Here is an 18,388-nt window from a genome sequence, read left to right as displayed (position 1 = left end):
CGTGATATACTAGATGCATGGAAGAAAGCAGTTATATACATAAAAGTGATAATGTCACAGTACTAATATATCATTTAGTAACACCGGCAAAGTATAGAAGAGTAATATTCAAAGAGGAACTAGACGATTATTTATGTAAAATTTGTGAGGACATAGAAGCTCGTTATGAAATTAGATTTTTGGAAATAGGAGTAGATAAAGAACATGTACATTTTTTACTACAGTCAATACCAATGTATCAATGTATAGCCCAACAAAAATAACTCAAATCATAAAAAGTATTACATCTAAGGAAATGTTTAAGAAATATCCAAATCTTAAAGAAAAATTATGGGGAAGTGAGTTTTGGAGTAAAGGATATTTTATGAGCACAGTAGGTAAACATGATGATGAGCGGAAATTACGTAATTATGTAAAAAATCAAGGTTCAGGCAAACCTTCTTATAAAGCATTTCAACAAAAACAGTTAAAACTTTTTGGATAGATACCTCGTAGCTCTGCTGCGAGGAGTATCATTTTTTGTTGTTTTAATTCTTAAGGATAAGGATGTAAATTTATGAGTAAGGAAAGTTTGAAGTCGTCAATTAATACGCCTGAAGAGGGGGTAAAAAACGCCGAAGAAAGTAATAAGCTTAAACCCTCTATAAATACGCCTGAAGGAGTTAATATAAAAAATCCTGAACCTATGCAGGAGCAAGAACAACCAGTCCCCTCAACTCCCCAAGAAGAAAAAAAACAAGAAAAATATTAAAGGATGATCCTAAGCTTAAAAGGCACCAGGATGGCACGAGCCGGAGCTGCAGCTACTGCACTTGCCGGAGCTACCGCTGAGGCAGGATATCATGTAACTGCAGGGGTAGTTAAAGGAGTAGGTAAGATTGCTGCACATGATATTGTCGGCGGTGTTGAGCATATAGTAGAAGGAGTAGCTAAAGTCGGGTCTAAAGTAGCAACAGCTGTTTCAAAAGCAGCTGATCCACTTGATAAAGCTCGGAAAGGTGGAAAAATTAAGGAAGAGGGGCAGCATAGTCCTGGCTTATATGATAAGGCTCTTAATAAAATTAGAACTAGTGTGCCTGGCGGTAATACGATACCGGATGGTTTAGATAAGACGTATAAGGTAATATCAGGCAAAGGTACTAAAAGAATGCTTAAAGTGGGTGGTGCTATCAGTTCGGTAGTACTAAATCCAACGCCTATAGGTGTCGGTATTGCAGCACTTTCTCTAACTGCTGTGGCATATAACGTTACGAAAGAAACATTGGAAGTAAGAGAAGACAAAAAATTAGATAGAGAGAAAGCGGCTTTAGAAAGTATTAAAGGAGCTAAAGCACAGCAACTTAATAAGGTATTAGAAGCTAAAGAAAATATAGCTAAAGATGCTCCGAATTTACAAAAGTTTTTAGATACTAAAATACCAGATATTTATAAAAATCCGCCTGAACCTTCGCCTGATAAAACTTTTGAAGGTGGGTGGGCTAAACAATTTGTAAAATCAGTGCGGGATACTACTTTAGAAGCAGCATCTTTATTTGCTGATGGGATAGCTACCGGAAGTATTGGTGGTATAGCTTAATGCGATAAGGTAGTGACTTTTTTAAGAGCATAGTAAACCGCATCAAAAAAGTGCTCAAAATTAGAAACAGTTTTTCTTATTTCGTTCTTGATTTTAAACCAGTAATGCTCAATAGGATTTAAATCTTACTATTACCCACAATTATAAAATGCTGCTAGAGTATTCACTGATCATTTTAAATAAGAAGGATAGGCGATATGCAAGATATAGTAACATACGGGATAAATATATCAAGCACTGGTTGGTTAGAGAATGAGCTCAGGCATGTTGACTTTAAAGATAAAAGACTTATAAATCGGCTTATTAAAACCAGTAACTTACTTGATAGCAAAGCATCCGGCACAATAAATCAAAGTTGCAGATCCTGGAAAGATGCGAAGGGAGCTTACAGACTATTTAGCAATGATAAGTTTGATATAGATGAAGTCTATTCTTCGCATCATGTGGAAACACAAAATAGAATCCAAGGCAAAAATTTAGTGTTTGCAATTCAGGATACAACTTACCTGGATTATGACACTCATATTAAGACAAAAGGGCTAGGCAGTATCTCCAAAGCTTATACAAAGCACAAACAGGGTCTTATTATGCATAGTACTATTATAGTGACGCCAGGAGGTCTGCCTTTAGGCCTTACCTCTCAGCAATGTTGGGCACGTATCGCAAGGGAAGAGGATCAGAAGGAAAAAGCAAGGCGTAAGTATATCACTCACATCAAAGATAAAGAAAGCTATAAATGGATTAACGCGTTTGAGGAAACAATTGCCAATATTCCTGAAAATACTAGAGTTATTACGGTTGGAGATAGAGAAGCAGATATCTTTGATTTGTTATGGAAAATTGAAGAATCAGCTGCAGAATTTGTAATTCGCAACAGACAGGATAGGAAATTTATTTGCCCGGAAAATGGTAAAACAAAAATACAAACGAAAATAAGTAAGCTACAGTCCAAGAAAGAGATTAGACTGAAAATCCCAGGCAATGGACTTCATAAAGCAAGAAAAGCAAATGTTGAAATTAAATACACATATGGGCACATACCAATTAGGTCTGTATCTTTATATGGCCCTGAAAATACTGATCACAAAATCAGTGACAAATTAGCTGTTTATGTTGTAAGCGCTAAAGAAATTAATGCCCCTGTTGGAGTAGAGGCAATCGATTGGACTATACTGACCAACATCCCCGTGAGTAGCTTTGAAGATGCTGTTGAGCGTATAACTTGGTATAAGCTAAGATGGAAAATAGAAGAATATTTTAGAGTTCTGAAATCAGGATGCAAGATAGAAGCCTCTCGCTTATCTGCCGAAACAAAGCTACAAAAATTAATTGCCATAAAAAGCCTCATTGCTTTTAAAATTTTATATTTATCAAAAATAGCCTCAACTTGTCCTGAAGAGAGCTGCGATAGCATACTTACCACCCAAGAATGGAAAACGCTTTATATGCGCGTGCACAGAACAAATAATACTCCTGGCAAGCCTCCAAATATAAAAGAAGCTATTATTTTGCTTGGTAAATTAGGAGGCTTTATGGCAAGAAAGAGTGATGGGTTGCCCGGAGCAATGTCTTTATGGCGGGGATATGAAATCCTTCAAGAGAGCGTAATGATGCTATCAATTGTTAGTGGTAAAATTTGTGGGTAATAGTAAGGATTTAAATCAGGAGAGTAAGTTGGTAAAAATAAAATACTGCAACCAAAAGATTCAATTAACGTTTTCACTTTTGTACTTTTATGAAAATTAATATTATCCATTACTACTATCTGACCAGGCTTTAACTCTTTGATCAATATCTCTTGTACATAAGTTTCAAAAATGTCCTTATTACATGTCCCATCAAATATTATTGGGGCAATAATATCTTTGGCAGACACCCCAGCAATCATACTAATCTGTGATTTATGTTGATAGACCCTTTCACCATAACATCTTTGACCGATAATGCTCCACCCGTGTTCTCTACAGCTATTATCTTCTATCCCAGATTCATCGATAAATACTAAATCTTGTTTGTCTATAGTTTTTAGTTTCAATATAAACTCATTCCTTAGACCAACATCTCTTTTGGGATGAAGAAAAGTTTTTTTTATAACTATAACCTAATTTATTAAGCAATCTTGATATCGTACTTGCAGATACTTTTTGACTCCAGTTGTTAGCTAGTTCCATGGTGGTTTTATCAAAATTTAATTCTATAAATTTTTTAAATCCCTCTATGTCTCTTATTATTCTACGATGTCCTGTATGATAACCACTTTTTGCTTTGATATCGCCGGTTTGTTTCTTTAATTTTTTCCATTCTATTATAGTCTTCCTACTAATAGAGTATATCTCAGAAGTCTCTTTTATTGTTTTACCATCTGTTAAACTTTTTATTACTCATATTCTTAAATCGTATGAATATGCCTTTGCCATAAGTTTTTCATTTAGTATAATCTAACTCATACTCTATGGAGAGGGGAAACGATAAAAAAAATAAAATAAATAATTTAAAACTATCTTCTGGAAATTATGAAAATGAAAAAGAATTAAAAGAATTAGAAAGACAAGAGCGAATAAATAATCAAACATTAAAAGAATTTTTAGATACACCTAATATAGATAAGTTAAACCAGATACAGCTCGAAGCAGCATTTGCCACAAAACAAAAAGAAGTAGGAGAAAGAGATGGATTTAAAGAACCTCCTGAGAAAACTGGCTTTCAAAAAGTTAAGTCAGCAGTAAAAGCCGGAGCTAGTTATTTTGTTGAAGCACAATTTGGGGAAGTAAAAGAAGCATTTAGCAAAGAAAATAAACAAACACAAACTCCTGTAACTCCAAATGTTGCTAATAAAAAACCTGAAATAAGTAAAGCACAAGAGCAAGCACAGCAGCAAGTTCATAATATGCAAGAGAATCTGACGCATGGGAAAATTAGTGGTTATAGTATAACATCGCCACAACCAACGCAAAATACTTCTAAACATCACGAATCTTCAGTGGGGTGTTAATTGTTAGTAAAGGCTTATAATTATTTGATAGACGATGTTTTACCACAAAGGTGTTTAAGCTGCTTAGAAATATCAAATAGTAGCGGTGAATTTTGTGGGGATTATTGGCAGAAATTGGAGTTTATAGCAAAGCCTTATTGCAATATATGCGGTCAGAGATTTAGCGTAAAGATTTTAGATAACGTGATTTGCGGAAGTTGTTATAGCAAAAAACCTAATTATAATCTCGCGCGTAGTCTATTTAAGTTTAATGAATATAGTAAAAAAGTAGTTCATCAATTTAAATATCAGGATAAAACGATATTTGCTAAAACTTTTGCAAAGCTTTTATGTAATAGATATTTAGAAGATATAAAGGATGTTGATTTAATCATAGCTGTACCGATGAATAGGTTTAAAAGGTTATTGCGGATGTATAACCCGCCTCAAATACTTGCGGAAGAAATAGCAAAAATTATGAATCTTACAGTAAAAGCCGATATATTGAAATGATACTCCTCGCAGCAGAGCTACGAGGTATCTATCCAAAAAGTTTTAACTGTTTTTGTTGAAATGCTTTATAAGAAGGTTTGCCTGAACCTTGATTTTTTACATAATTACGTAATTTCCGCTCATCACCATGTTTACCTACTGTGCTCATAAAATATCCTTTACTCCAAAACTCACTTCCCCATAATTTTTCTTTAAGATTTGGATATTTCTTAAACATTTCCTTAGATGTAATACTTTTTATGATTTGAGTTATTTTTGTTGGGCTATACATTGGTATTGACTGTAGTAAAATGTACATGTTCTTTATCTACTCCTATTTCCAAAAATCTAATTTCATAACGAGCCTCTATGTCCTCACAAATTTTACATAAATAATCGTCTAGTTCCTCATTGAATATTACTCTTCTATACTTTGCCGGTGTTACTAAATGATATATTAGTACTGTGACATTATGACTTTTATGTATATAACTGCTTTCTTCCATGCATCTAGTATATCACAAAGCAGAGCTTCGGGGAATTAAACCCTAAGAGATTAAGTCAAAATGGACAAAAGCACAAACTTTTTTATCAAAAAGACAACGTAAAAACAATATAAGCGGTAGTATCAAATTTAATACAAAATATAATATTTTAGGTAAAAAAATCTTATTAATTGATGATGTAATCACTACCGGTGTTACTATAAATGAATGTAGTAAAATATTGCGAGCAGCAGGAGCAAAAGAGGTTAAAGTAGTGTCTGTGGCTATGACATAATATACTCGATGAACTTCGTCTATTAATAAATTCTTCATTAAATAACAGGAGTAGTTTATGCAAAATGAAATAAAAAAGGTTTGTGTTATTGGCTCAGGGGTGATGGGGTCAGGGATTGCTGCCTTGATTGCTAATTCATCTCATCAAGTCGTCTTGCTTGATATTGTTGATAAAAATTCTAGTGACCCAAATAATATAATAAAAAATGCTGTAGAGAATTTGCATAAACAAAAACCACCTCCGCTAACTTTTCCTGATAAAGCAAATTTAATTAGTATCGGTAATTTAGAGCATGATTTAGCTCTAATTAAAGAATGTGATCTAGTAATTGAAGTTATCGTTGAAAAGCTAGAAATCAAACACCAATTATATAACAAAATTATTCCTTATCTTAAAGAAGATGCAATTATAGCCTCTAATACTTCTACCTTGCCGCTTAAAAGGCTTAAAGAAAATTTACCCGAAAATATAAAGTCTCGATTTGTTATTACGCATTTCTTTAACCCGCCAAGATATATGGAGTTGCTTGAGCTAATCATCGATCCAGTAGTAAAACCTGAAATAATAGATCGTGTATCAGAGTTTTTAATAAGAACGCTTGGTAAGACTATAGTAAAATGTAATGATACTCCAGGCTTTATTGCAAATAGAGTAGGGTGTTTTTTACTTGAGCTAGTAGCTAGAAAAGCAATAGTTGAGAAACTTGATTTTGTGACTATAGATAAGATTTTTACTTCATGTTTAGGGTTGCCAAGTACTGGGATTTTTGGGTTATATGACCTAATTGGTCATGATGTGATGAAGCTAATTTCTAGCTCGTTACTGGCTAGCCTGCCTAGCGATGATGCCTATCACAAAATATATGTAAATACTCCTGTACTTGATAAAATGATTGACCAGAAATTAATAGGGCGTAAAGGGGGTGGTGGTTTTTATCGTTTATCAGTAGCAAATTGTAAGAAAACTAAGGAAGTTATAAATATTAATGACTTATCTTATAAACCTGTTGGAAAAGCTGATATTTCATTTAATAATCTTGATGAGCTGCTTGCTAGTAATTCGGTTTATGGCAAGTTCTTTAATGAAATCATTACAGAATTTTATGCTTATTTAGCAAACTTAGTGCCGTCTGTTACCGATAATATTTATGATATTGATGCTGCTATGAAACTTGGTTATAGCTGGAAATATGGACCATTTGAATTGCTGACTTCACAAGCTAAAAATGGTTGGGATTTAGTAGTTAAAAATGCAAATTCAATTCCACCATATCTAGCAAATAAAGAATATAAAAAAATCGATAAACAGAAATTTCATGCCTATAAAGATATATTAAAGGAAAGTAAAATAGTTTTAGAAAATGATTCAGCAAAGTTAATAGACTATCAAGACAATCTAGTTTTTGTTATTACTACGAAAATGAATTGTCTAAATCATGACGTGTTTTATTTACTCCAAGAATCAGCAACAAAAGCAGAAGAGCAGGGGAAGCATCTATATATCTATCCGCAAAGTAATAATTTCTCAGCTGGGGCAGATTTAAAGCTGCTACTTTCGTATATTGAAGATGAAAATTTCCATGATTTAGAGAATTTACTAAAAGTAGGGCAGCAAACTATGTTGCATTTAAAATATTCTGCGGCTCATATTATTAGTGCTGCGAAAGGCGTAGCACTTGGCGGTGGATGTGAGATATTGCTGCATTCAAGCCATATTGTTGCAAATGTAGATTTAAATGCTGGACTTGTAGAGCTTGGCGTTGGTTTAGTTCCAGGATGGGGCGGAATTACTGAAATGTTTGTAAGAAGTAAAGGTGATAGAGCTAAATTAATTAGAAATATTAGGAATATTTTAGAGCAAAATAAATCAAGTTCAGCAGATTATTTTAAAACAGATTATAGTATAGAAAATATTTCTATAAATATGAATAAGCATTATATTTTAGATGAGGCGTTAGAACTAAAATTACCAAACAAAATAGTTCCAATTCCAAGTAAGATTATTTTACCAAAAATAGACCTAGCGAAAGAAATAGATACCTCAAGATATGATGATCTGCAAAACAAAGTACTTACTAAGTTCCAGAATATTTTAGATAAGCAGAACGAAACAAATGAAGAAGAATTAATGGAATATGAACGGGAAATATTCTTAGAACTTGCTAAAGATCCTAAGACAATAGAGAAGCTGAAAACTATTATTTAGAGATATTTCGTCATTGCGAGGAGGTTATTTTAATAACAGATGCGGCAATCTCATGAAGCAATATAAAACTCCTAAGATTGCTTCATCGAAACTTATGGTTTTTTCTCGCAATGACGAGTCCGATACTACAAAATATTTTAGAGTCTTCCCAATTAAGTGTGCAAACTTTTTCAAAGGACTAGATTCTATCTTCAAATTTTATTAAAAAATGAGCCATAGCCGCATTCCAATTTGGCATAGGCATTGACCATTTTTTAGTCATGTAATCAATTGCTAAAAATATAAGCTTTTAAAAACAGCATTATCAAATTGATGCTCCGTCTTTGGAAAAACAGCACCTATAGCTTCAGACATACCATTAAGGTTATCGCTACATGCTATCAGTATGTCTTGCATACCTCTATTTTTCATCTCAGTAAAATTACCAAGCCAAAATTTAGCTCCTTCATTCTCGCTGATCCACAATCCTAAAATATCTTTCCGTCCTTCTAAATCAACGCCTAAGGCAACATATACTGATTTATTGATAATACGTTTTCTTGACGCACTTTTACTATTAAACAATCAAAAAATACTATAGCATATACTGGATCTAATGGACGGCTCTGCCATAGCTTAACATCCTCTATTATATCATCTGTGATCCCGCTAAATGATACTCCTCGCAGCAGAGCTACGAGGTATCTATCCAAAAAGTTTTAACTGTTTTTGTTGAAATGCTTTATAAGAAGGTTTGCCTGAACCTTGATTTTTTACATAATTACGTAATTTCCGCTCATCACCATGTTTACCTACTGTGCTCATAAAATATCCTTTACTCCAAAACTCACTTCCCCATAATTTTTCTTTAAGATTTGGATATTTCTTAAACATTTCCTTAGATGTAATACTTTTTATGATTTGAGTTATTTTTGTTGGGCTATACATTAGTATTGACTGTAGTAAAAAATGTACATGTTCTTTATCTACTCCTATTTCCAAAAATCTAATTTCATAACGAGCTTCTATGTCCTCACAAATTTTACATAAATAATCGTCTAGTTCCTCTTTGAATATTACTCTTCTATACTTTGCCGGTGTTACTAAATGATATATTAGTACTGTGACATTATCACTTTTATGTATATAACTGCTTTCTTCCATGCATCTAGTATATCACGAAGCAGACCTTCGGGGAATTAAACCCTAAGAGATTAAACTCTCGCTTACATCAGCTCCATATAACTCCTGAAGCTGTAATTTTATATCTGATAAACTCATACCTTTAGCATACAAAGATAGTACTTTATCATCAAAACCATCAAGTCTTCTTTGACGCTTTGCTACCAATGATGGTTCAAAGCTACTATTTCTATCTCTTGGTACCTCAATCTCAACAGCACCATTCTTTGTAATGTCATTGTCAAATAAAAAGGGACCAGTAAATTGCACGAAAAAGGGACCACTATATGTAAAAATTTTTATGTCAAATGACCTCCAAATTTATAGTTATTAATACGATAACTTTTACCTGTGATGTTTAGTATATGTGCATGATGTACTACTCGATCAATAATTGCATGAGTTAATAACTCATCAGCAAATATTTCATTCCATCTTTCAAAATCCTTGTTTGTGGTAATAATGGTAGATTTATTTTCATATCGTTTAGCAATAATATTAAAAAAATCATCTACTGAATGTTTTGGTAATTGCTTAAAACCTAACTCATCAAGAATTAATAAGTCAAATGATAAGAGTAATTTAACTTTTTTGTGATAGCTATTATCTGCTCTTGCAATATGTAAATTATAAAGCATATCCGATACCGTAGTAAAATATACAGAGTATTCTCGTGTTAAAGCTTTTAATGCTAATCCAATAGCAAGATGAGTTTTGCCAGTTCCAGAATTACCTATGAATATGACATTGCCCTTAGTATTAATATAATCACAAGTAGATAAATCACTTATTACTTTGGCATCAATACTTGGTTGGAACTGAAAATCAAAGTCTTCTAAATTTTTAGTGACTGGTAATTTAGCAGCACTTTTACGACGACGGTAATTATTATCCTTACGGTGAGATTTTTCATCTTCACATAATAGTGAGAGAAATTCTTTAAATCCTAGTTTATTATTTTGAGCATAAATAATCCTTTCATTTAAGCTATTGACTATACCTGATAATCTAAAACTACGTAGGTCATTAAGCAAGTTCTGCATTCTGACCTCCAAACTCTGGCAATGGTAAGTTTACTGCATTACTATTTAAGATATTTTTAATTTTAGAGTAAGAACTTATACCGTAATGTAATGCTCTATGACAAGCTTTATCTATTAACTCATCATTGTAAACCTTACGTAAAGAAATAATACCTCTAGCACAACGTTGCCAATCATTTACTCGTGTTTGTTGTAATAACTCTAATAATAAACTGCAATTATTTCCTATCTGCTGCATTTGTTGTTGATAATGTTCACTATATTCTATAAAACCTGGGCATAGACGTTTATATTTGGCATAATGAGACGGATTAGTGGTAAATATTCCTTTGCCATCTGTTCTAACGTGCCTTGCTATTAAATCATTTTGGATAGAAAATATTTGAACAAGTTTTGGTGATAATTGTACCAGTACCTCACTGTATATATATTTTGCCGGTACGGAATAATAATTATTATCTATGGTGATATGACAATCTTTTGCTACTTTTCGATTATGCCACGATGACAAATCAAACGTTTCTAATGGTAAAGGCATTAAATTATTACTTTCTTCTTGCTCAAATAGTTCCTGAGGAATTTTTTTAGTAGTACCGTGTATTCGGTTATTTGCTTTATTTAACCAGTTAGCAAGATCATGTGTTAATTCTTCATATCTATGAAATTTACGTCCAGCAAAAAAATTATTTTTGACATACTTTATGCCTGATTCTACTTTGCCTTTTTCTTGAGGTTGATATACACGACAAGGCGAAAGTAAAATCCCATAATGATCAGCTAAACGTTTGTATTCCTTCTGATATACGGGCTCATAGAAATTGCTATCTACCACTCCAGCTTTAAGATTATCAAGTTTTATTACTTTTGGACTGCCAGCAAAATAATTAAATGCATTGATATGACATTGTATCCATGTTTGACAACTTTGATCAAACACTACTTCATAATAATCAAGGCGACTATAACTTAAACGCATATTAAACACATATGCTTTAACTCTACGCCCCTTAGAATTATACTGTAAGCCTATGTCTCCAAAATCTACTTGTGCTTCCTCTCCTGCTAAAGTATGGAACCTAATGCAACTGTTATTCTGAATCTTATATTTTTTAATATAACGGGTTAGTGCCCCATAACTATTTGTATAACCTTGAATTTTTAACTCTTCAAAAATTCTTATGTAACTTAAATTCTTTTCTAATAACTCAATTATTTGTTCGTGCCAAGAATCCAGTGCTGAAGATCGTTCATAGGGTGCCGGAGATTCTGTACCAGACTCTACATAACGGTTTACTATTTTTCTTACTGTTTTACGGTCTATTCTCGTTAGTTTGGCAATATTTCTTTGACTATTGCCTTGCTTATAAAGGGTGATAATTGTTGTGTACATATTTATTCTTATCATTGTATCACTAGATATTTATTTTAATTAATTATCTAGTGAATATTGCACATTATAACCTTATTAGGTTACACCAAATTCTCTGGTCCCTTTTTCGTGCAATTTACTGGTCCCTTTTACTTTAGCAATGACAGTAATTAGATTCTTTGTATTATAACCATTACGTGAATTCTGGGCAGCACTTTGATTATACTTGCTATATATCCTAAATGATTATTCATCTCAGACTGTAAAGCTCTCTCTACAAGACGCTTGGTCAGTTCTTTTAATAAACCATCCTACGCAAATAAAGTTGATACATCTGTATCATTATTGATCAATAAATCTATCGCTTGATCCATTGCAGCATTTTGTTTCTCTGTCATTGTAATTTCTCTTTTTGTTATATTTTAGGTTCATCTACATAAAAGAACGTAAAGTACCATAGGAATTTTTTATAATCAGTATTCGAGTTAACCTTTCAGTTATTATACGCCCCGCGTTTTTATGATAGATTCAAGCGACCATTTTCGGGGATAAAATACCAATAGAATCTTTACGCTTTTCTTCGGAGAAATCATATTCACCAAGCATATTGATATGTGCCCATGTCATAATAGAATAGTTAGAGATAATGCTCAGTAACTGCTCTTTTTCATCATCATCGGTGATTTGTTTTAATTTGTGGGTAAGGTAAAGATAATTCCAACAAATAATACAATTTTTGATTAGTCGATTACAGCTTTCTGCAATTTCCTGCTCTTCTTTCTCAGCCTGCATAAGTTCACGTGGGCTACCAACGGCTACAGCACGGGTAAAACGATTAGCCAACTCTACTTTGTTTAACTGTTTTTCAATAGCCTGCCGTAATTTTACTTCATCTAGATAACGAAGAATAAACAGTGATTTCATAATTTGTCCAAAAGCTTTTATTGTTTGGTATAAAGTATGTTGCTTTGAATAGGAGTTAAGTCGCTGGAATATATCAGATGCGGTATTCTCCTTTAGCTTAATGGTCGTGACTAAACGCAAAAGATCATCCCAATTCTGGTAAAGCAGTTTTTCATTAACATAGTGGTTCGGTATAATTTTCCAATTTTTTCTCTTTTCTTTGCTGTGATGTTTAAATATGTAGAGCTGTTTATTCTGCAATCCTTTTAGCCGTGGGGCAAAGGAAAATCCCAACATATGGGTTAGACCAAAAATAGCCTCACTATAACCATGAGTATCTGTGGAATGCATATCACTTTTGACTACATCATTATGCATAAGACCATCAATAACGTAGGTACTCTCACGATCAGAGGCGCTAATTATATTGGAGTGCCAAAGGAAATGTCGTTCATCAATGAAAGTGTAAGCACTTATTCCTTGCCCTTGCCCAAAATATTTGAATGAGCGACTAGCTAATAAAGACTCAGTGCGTATTTCAAACTTCTGGCCATCACTGGCGGTATGCAGATTATTTGCACTGTTACGGTAAATATTTGGTAATTCCATTTTATCCATCACTATTAATACCCTGTCATTAGCTTCACGGATATTTTCTAATGAAAAACGCCAATTTACAGTATGATCCAGTTCATTCTCACTAACGTGTGAAGATATTCTAGCCATTTTTCGTACACCGATTCCGCAGCCAAGCCCGATGATACCAGCCAGTAAGGCAGGGCGTGAGGTAATCTTTGATGTGTTAGTTTGTTGCCAATGCTCGAAGGCTGATAGTGTATTGGAATGATGATGTACGGTTTCCAATATTTCAGCCAGTGAGATATAATACCGTTTAGGAAACCATGCTTGCAATGGATCAGTATCTTGTTTATCCAGTGGTGGAGTTTTTATACGGAACGACTTGTCTGCCTTAAAGCTGAGATATTCGTTTTCTAGGACTCTAGCGTTAGTTAACTTATATTGATCATATAATGTTTGGTCTAGTTGTTGTAATATGATTTTAGAATCAAGAAAATTTAACATTTCAGCACGCTCCAGAAGGTGATATTTTTCTTGTTCCCAGCGTTTTTTGCTGATCATATACTCGTCCAACGGTCGGTATTTATAGGAATACACTAGATTTAGCTTACCGGATTTGATAGCAGCTGCCACATGCTGAAATAGGAAGACCTTATATAATGAGATACGAAATGTTCCATTTTCTCTGTAGAGTGCTGCGTATTCTTGCTTGCCCAAAAATGCTGCAGGAGCTTGAGCAGTAATATGACCGTCCCTGTCACGAAAATGGTCAATTGCTTCTATTAAAGGCGATTTTTGTTGTTCAGCTTGAAGTTCCACAGCCTTTAACACTGGACTTAGGCGGTTTTGCAGATGCAATGATTTATTTTCCTGAAGATCATATAAAGCTAAGTCATCAGATAACTCTAAAAACCCTTCACGAATGTTTTTGATATTATGAGGTGTCTCGTGATTCAGTGCTTTTTTGATGCGATATACTTTTTCACAGTCTGGAAGAATATTATGGGACTGTTGCGAGATGAGAGGGTAGCAGGTATAATAAAAAAATAAAAAATATGTTTATATGTCAGAGTATCAAATGCTAATGGTAAGTTTAGATGAGTTAGTAAATGCGGATCATCAATATCGTAAATTCAAAAGTTTATTCAAATTCAAAGCAGTTGAAGCTGAGTTATTAGCATTAGAATGCGAAGCTAATTATAAAGGATATGGTATAGAGAGGCTGTTTAAATGTTTGCTGCTACAATTTATGGAAGACTTATCTGATCGGGAATTAGAACGTTATTTAGCTGATAGCACAGCGGCGAAATGGTTTTGTAATTTTGCTCTTACAGAAAAGACACCTGATTATAGTGTATTTAGTAAAATACGTAAAAAAATAGGTACTAATTTACTATCAAAAATATTTACAAAATTCCGCGATCAACTACGAGTACAAGGCTATATGGGTGAAGTATTTACCTTTGTAGATGCTTCTCATTTAATCTCAAAAGCTAATCTCTGGGAGGAACGTGATAAACTAAGAGCACAAAAATATGATAAATTGAATAATGAGACTTTGCCTAAGGTTGCAAAGGATAAACAAGCCAAAATTGGCTGTAAGGGAGGGAATAAATTTTGGTATGGTTATAAAAAACATGTGAGTGTTGATATTCAATCAGGCATGATCAATAAGGTTGCAGTTACCCCTGCAAATGTTACCGATAGCAAAGGTTTTAAGCATGTTATGCCAAGTTCTGGTGCTACATATGTTGATAAAGGTTATTGTACAATCTCTACCAAGAATGCAGCAGCTAAAAAGGGAGTCCATCTTTGTGCAATAAAGAAAAATAATATGAAAGATAAGAATTTTGACCTTGATAAATATTATACGAAAATCAGAGCACCTTTCGAGATGGTATTTTCAAAAGATAATAAGCGGGTTAGATATATAGGAATTGCCAAAAATCAATTCTCCGAATTTATGAATGCCATATGTTTTAATTTAAAACGATTAGTGGTTTTAACAACTTTAATGGCTTAAAGAAATTTATTAATAAAAATTCTAACTCTGTAAACAAATCTCTATTAAATTACTACACTATTGAATAACATTTATCTCTATATTAAACAGAATTTCTTTTTTAAAATATTTATTACCTCCTTTCCTCTTATTTTACTATCAAAAATTATCTTTCAACGACCCCATTATCATTTGCAATAGAACGAATTTCCTGCATTACGCTAAATACACCAGTCTCCAGCTCGTGTATTAGTACCTGCAATTGCTTCTGTTGTATCACCTGTTGCTCTAGTACATTTTCTTTATACTCATTGGCAATCGTAGTTTGGAACGCGGTCATAACATTCAGGAAAATATCAACCAAATTATCCTGCATACGGTAATACTGATGAGCGACAAACGCTGCAGCATGAATATAGCGATCTGTTTGAGAACGTTGCTGTATCTGGAATATCTGTGACCTCATTACACTGCCAGCATAATAGCGAATTCCCATTTGTCCTAATTTAAGCGTATCTAGGGTATCAGACAATTTTCCGTGCAACTCTGCAATAACGTGAAAATCTGCTACACATTCTCGAACTTTAGCAGGTTTTATAGATTGTGACAGTCTTTTCAGTAGTGTCAGTCGGTAGCTTTGTTTATCTTGATCACGCGTAAATAAAGAATCTAGAAGTATTGATGTCTCAGGAGTGAGCTGATTATTCATTCGTAATACTAGAGCTTGCTTATGGGATTGTAGCGATTGACGTATCAATGCACATACCGTTCCTGATTCTGGGAGTGTAATATGTTTTTGGATTAAGAGGTCGCTGCATCTATCAAAGATCAACCTTGGTTTCAAATAGTAAGATGACATCGACTCAATCTCATGCTTAATCATAGTTTTGGCAGTTTTATTAAATGTTTGAAATCCATAATGCTCAGCTACAATCTGCTGATGTCGCATTCTGCTTACCTTTTTGTAATCATATGCAATAAACTTCGAGGCAGGACAGCTTAGTATATTGGCTACGACCACAATATCCCTTTTATGAAAATCCTGCGGTAAAAAGAATCGTTTTGCTGCTCTAAAATATCCACATAACAATAAAAAACCTATCTGATTGGTTGGATTTCTTAAGCTACGCGCTATATCTAGTAGTTTTTTTGGGAAATCAAAAAACTGTTTGCGTTGTATGTGATCAAATAATGGGGGTTTATTAAATTTCTTTTGCTCTTGCGTGGTCAATATTTGCATTCTTGGCATAAGTTATACTCCTCTATAAAAATAATTATATCTGTCCAAAACCGTTCGTTTCCGGACATATCTTATTCTTATGTCCAAAAATTATATTGACACACTTTAGAACATATATAATATTTAGGACAGCCTTTTTAATACAATTGATATCTAATAATGCCTCGTATCTTCGTTTATGCTCGTGTCTCTAAAATTGGACAGACTCCAGAAAACCAAACAAAAGAAATTGAAGCAGCGGGTTTCAATATTGAACCTCACAGAGTGATTACTGAAAAAGTGTCTGGATCAGTGCCGATTAGCAGACGTAAAGGATTTGCCAGACTACTGGATAAAATGGAAAAAAACGATGTGCTAGTTGTTACCAAGTTAGATCGATTAGGACGTGATGCTATTGATGTAAGTACTACTGTTGTAAAATTAGAAGCAATGGGGATCAGAGTTCATTGTTTGGCACTTGGAGGTGTAGACCTTACTAGCTCAGCAGGAAAAATGACTATGGGCGTAATTAATATCATTGCTCAATTTGAGCGTGATTTATTAATTGAACGTACACAGTCTGGTCTTGCCAGAGCTAAATCAAACGGTAAAACTCTTGGACGCCCGAAAGTTTTATCAGAAGCACAAAGAAAAGAGGCTATAGAGCAATTACAGGATGGTAAAGCCGTTGCGGCTATTGCAAAGTATTTTAATACAAGCAGGCAAACTATCATGCGTGTTAGGGATATTACAAATTACTAATATTCCTATGGTACTTCTCGTACCTTTATGTAAATGAACCCAAAATAGGGATAACAAGAGTGGTTGTTTAATGGAAGCCGTATAAGCTGAGAGGTTTACGTACGGTTTTGAGAGAGGCTAGGGGGAAGAAAATTCTACTGGCCTACTCACCAAATTTCTCAAAGGTTATATAAAGAAAATTATAACTTAAGGAGAAATTAATATGACTCAAGAACAAAATGAAGCAATGAATCAAGCCATAGATTTATTGATCAATAATGATACAGATATATCAACTTTATAGTCCCTTTGGTGGTTAAAACCTCCATCTTCCAGATGGAAAAGCTTTAGCTTGCCATGTGCGCCATGATGCATTGCATCATAAGCACCATGAGTTCAACACTTCAGGAAATCACCTAACAGTTTACTATCGTCTTTATCACACAGTGTGGTAGAAATTGTTTGTGCACGCAGTGACTGTAGATCTAATAGTGGTAATGTACCGATTATATGATTAAAGACATATTGAGGCACATGAACCAGACATGATTTCTCTCACATACGGCTTGAATAAGCTTTAGCTTGATATGCGACTTCTAGTCGCTATAAAACAAACTTTCATCTCTCAGATGAAAGTGCTTTATTAAGCAATCTTGATATCGTACTTGCAGATACTTTTTGACTCCAGTTGTTAGCTAGTTCCATGGTGGTTTTATCAAAATTTAATTCTATAAATTTTTTAAATCCCTCTATGTCTCTTATTATTCTACGATGTCCTGTATGATAACCACTTTTTGCTTTGATATCGCCGGTTTGTTTCTTTAATTTTTTCCATTCTATTATAGTCTTCCTACTAATAGAGTATATCTCAGAAGTCTCTTTTATTGTTTTACCATCTGTTAAACTTTTTATTACTCGTATTCTTAAATCGTATGAATATGCCTTTGCCATAAGTTTTTCATTTAGTATAATCTAACTCATACTCTAAGTCACTATCTTATCGCATTAAGCTATATCTTTTTTGACGATCTTCCTTTAGCTTTTTGCACAAATTCATTCACTTTAATATGAGGTGGTATATTGGTAAATATATGTATATGATCGCTTGATATTACTCCATTTTCTATTTTAATATTGAGCTCTTCTGCAACTACTGCAATAATTTCTCTCACTCGCTTTTTGATATCATAGGTTAACACCTTGTATCGATATTTTGTAATCCACACTATATGATAGCGATGATAGTAAACTGTGTGTGATTTGTTGCTGTATTGAGTCATGGTGCTTATGATGCTAACGCATCATGCCGCACATGGCAAGCTAAAGCTTTTCCATCTGGAAGATGGA

General features: G+C 33.6%; 16 protein-coding genes and 7 pseudogenes. 10 read left to right on the top strand and 13 right to left on the bottom strand.

Annotated elements, in window-relative coordinates; translation table 11 throughout:
- The first annotated feature begins 17 nt into the window (after positions 1-17).
- The 4 genes and pseudogenes from tnpA (ACOAL3_RS03620) (at position 18) to ACOAL3_RS03605 (ending at position 3,222) form a co-directional block, all read left to right on the top strand.
- Positions 18-484 (top strand): annotated as a pseudogene (gene tnpA, locus ACOAL3_RS03620) (IS200/IS605 family transposase).
- Positions 485-556: 72 nt separating this feature from the next.
- Positions 557-751, top strand: a complete 195-nt coding sequence (locus ACOAL3_RS03615; protein WP_419235408.1) for a 2-octaprenyl-6-methoxyphenyl hydroxylase — start codon at positions 557-559, stop codon at positions 749-751.
- Between the two features lie 3 nt (positions 752-754).
- On the top strand, positions 755-1,576 hold the full coding sequence (locus ACOAL3_RS03610; RefSeq protein WP_419235407.1) for a hypothetical protein: 822 nt from the start codon (positions 755-757) through the stop codon (positions 1,574-1,576).
- A 197-nt stretch (positions 1,577-1,773) separates the two neighbouring features.
- Positions 1,774-3,222 (top strand): IS4 family transposase, encoded by a 1,449-nt coding sequence (locus ACOAL3_RS03605; protein WP_419234585.1) that lies wholly within the window; start codon positions 1,774-1,776, stop codon positions 3,220-3,222.
- Here the strand turns inward: ACOAL3_RS03605 and ACOAL3_RS03600 are convergent.
- Both ACOAL3_RS03600 and ACOAL3_RS03595 read right to left on the bottom strand, forming a co-directional pair.
- A complete protein-coding gene (locus ACOAL3_RS03600) occupies positions 3,171-3,611 on the bottom strand; it encodes an IS630 family transposase (protein WP_419235406.1) in 441 nt (146 codons plus the stop codon). The genes ACOAL3_RS03605 and ACOAL3_RS03600 overlap by 52 nt on opposite strands.
- Before the next feature lie 7 nt (positions 3,612-3,618).
- Positions 3,619-3,900, bottom strand: coding sequence for a COG3415 family protein (locus ACOAL3_RS03595; protein WP_419235585.1), 282 nt, complete (start codon positions 3,898-3,900; stop codon positions 3,619-3,621).
- Between the two features lie 128 nt (positions 3,901-4,028).
- Here ACOAL3_RS03595 and ACOAL3_RS03590 point away from each other — a divergent pair, with 128 nt between their 5' ends.
- Positions 4,029-4,568 (top strand): hypothetical protein, encoded by a 540-nt coding sequence (locus ACOAL3_RS03590; RefSeq protein WP_419235405.1) that lies wholly within the window; start codon positions 4,029-4,031, stop codon positions 4,566-4,568.
- Between the two features lie 24 nt (positions 4,569-4,592).
- The gene (locus ACOAL3_RS03585; RefSeq protein ID WP_419235404.1) at positions 4,593-5,060 is read left to right on the top strand and encodes a ComF family protein; all 468 of its coding nucleotides are present in this window, start codon (positions 4,593-4,595) and stop codon (positions 5,058-5,060) included.
- Positions 5,061-5,088: 28 nt separating this feature from the next.
- Here ACOAL3_RS03585 and tnpA (ACOAL3_RS03580) read toward each other — a convergent pair.
- Positions 5,089-5,545 (bottom strand): annotated as a pseudogene (gene tnpA, locus ACOAL3_RS03580) (IS200/IS605 family transposase).
- Positions 5,546-5,597: 52 nt separating this feature from the next.
- Between tnpA (ACOAL3_RS03580) and ACOAL3_RS03575 the strand changes: the two are divergent.
- Positions 5,598-5,819 (top strand): annotated as a pseudogene (locus ACOAL3_RS03575) (ComF family protein); the annotation flags it as partial.
- Positions 5,820-5,876: 57 nt separating this feature from the next.
- On the top strand, positions 5,877-8,024 hold the full coding sequence (locus ACOAL3_RS03570) for a 3-hydroxyacyl-CoA dehydrogenase/enoyl-CoA hydratase family protein (protein ID WP_419235403.1): 2,148 nt from the start codon (positions 5,877-5,879) through the stop codon (positions 8,022-8,024).
- A gap of 178 nt (positions 8,025-8,202) precedes the next feature.
- Here the strand turns inward: ACOAL3_RS03570 and ACOAL3_RS03565 are convergent.
- From ACOAL3_RS03565 to ACOAL3_RS03535, 7 genes and pseudogenes are all read right to left on the bottom strand, one after another.
- Positions 8,203-8,644, bottom strand: a pseudogene (locus tag ACOAL3_RS03565) (transposase); the annotation flags it as partial.
- A 64-nt stretch (positions 8,645-8,708) separates the two neighbouring features.
- Positions 8,709-9,167 carry an IS200/IS605 family transposase gene (gene tnpA, locus ACOAL3_RS03560; RefSeq protein WP_419234569.1) on the bottom strand — a complete coding sequence of 153 codons (459 nt, stop codon included), beginning with the start codon at positions 9,165-9,167 and terminating at the stop codon, positions 8,709-8,711.
- 45 nt (positions 9,168-9,212) lie between these two features.
- Positions 9,213-9,407: pseudogene (locus tag ACOAL3_RS03555) on the bottom strand (transposase); the annotation flags it as partial.
- 77 nt (positions 9,408-9,484) lie between these two features.
- On the bottom strand, positions 9,485-10,228 hold the full coding sequence (gene istB / locus ACOAL3_RS03550; RefSeq protein WP_419234522.1) for an IS21-like element helper ATPase IstB: 744 nt from the start codon (positions 10,226-10,228) through the stop codon (positions 9,485-9,487).
- Complete coding sequence (gene istA, locus ACOAL3_RS03545) at positions 10,212-11,618, bottom strand: IS21 family transposase (RefSeq protein WP_419235402.1); 1,407 nt, start codon at positions 11,616-11,618, stop codon at positions 10,212-10,214. The genes istB and istA overlap by 17 nt, the downstream gene beginning before the upstream one ends.
- A gap of 144 nt (positions 11,619-11,762) precedes the next feature.
- Positions 11,763-11,995 (bottom strand): annotated as a pseudogene (locus tag ACOAL3_RS03540) (transposase); the annotation flags it as partial.
- A gap of 130 nt (positions 11,996-12,125) precedes the next feature.
- Entirely contained in the window at positions 12,126-13,937 is a 1,812-nt protein-coding gene (locus ACOAL3_RS03535; RefSeq protein ID WP_419235303.1) for a Tn3 family transposase, read from the bottom strand.
- Positions 13,938-14,142: 205 nt separating this feature from the next.
- Between ACOAL3_RS03535 and ACOAL3_RS03530 the strand changes: the two genes are divergently transcribed.
- Positions 14,143-15,102, top strand: a complete 960-nt coding sequence (locus ACOAL3_RS03530) for a transposase (RefSeq protein WP_419234543.1) — start codon at positions 14,143-14,145, stop codon at positions 15,100-15,102.
- 145 nt (positions 15,103-15,247) lie between these two features.
- On the opposite strand, the gene ACOAL3_RS03525 is transcribed toward ACOAL3_RS03530, so the two are convergent.
- Positions 15,248-16,330 carry a DUF4158 domain-containing protein gene (locus ACOAL3_RS03525; protein ID WP_419235304.1) on the bottom strand — a complete coding sequence of 361 codons (1,083 nt, stop codon included), beginning with the start codon at positions 16,328-16,330 and terminating at the stop codon, positions 15,248-15,250.
- Between the two features lie 150 nt (positions 16,331-16,480).
- Between ACOAL3_RS03525 and ACOAL3_RS03520 the strand changes: the two genes are divergently transcribed.
- A complete protein-coding gene (locus ACOAL3_RS03520; RefSeq protein ID WP_419235305.1) occupies positions 16,481-17,062 on the top strand; it encodes a recombinase family protein in 582 nt (193 codons plus the stop codon).
- A gap of 597 nt (positions 17,063-17,659) precedes the next feature.
- On the opposite strand, the gene ACOAL3_RS03515 is transcribed toward ACOAL3_RS03520, so the two are convergent.
- Together ACOAL3_RS03515 and tnpA (ACOAL3_RS03510) are read right to left on the bottom strand one after the other, a co-directional pair.
- Entirely contained in the window at positions 17,660-17,992 is a 333-nt protein-coding gene (locus ACOAL3_RS03515) for an IS630 transposase-related protein (RefSeq protein WP_419235401.1), read from the bottom strand.
- Positions 17,993-18,054: 62 nt separating this feature from the next.
- A pseudogene (gene tnpA / locus ACOAL3_RS03510) lies at positions 18,055-18,321 on the bottom strand (IS200/IS605 family transposase); the annotation flags it as partial.
- Positions 18,322-18,388: the final 67 nt, after the last annotated feature.

Origin of the sequence: Rickettsia endosymbiont of Nabis limbatus, assembly GCF_965196655.1 — a bacterium.
Taxonomy (GTDB): domain Bacteria; phylum Pseudomonadota; class Alphaproteobacteria; order Rickettsiales; family Rickettsiaceae; genus Rickettsia.
Note: the sequence above shows the minus strand (reverse complement) of the source record. Positions and strands in the feature narration are given on the sequence as shown.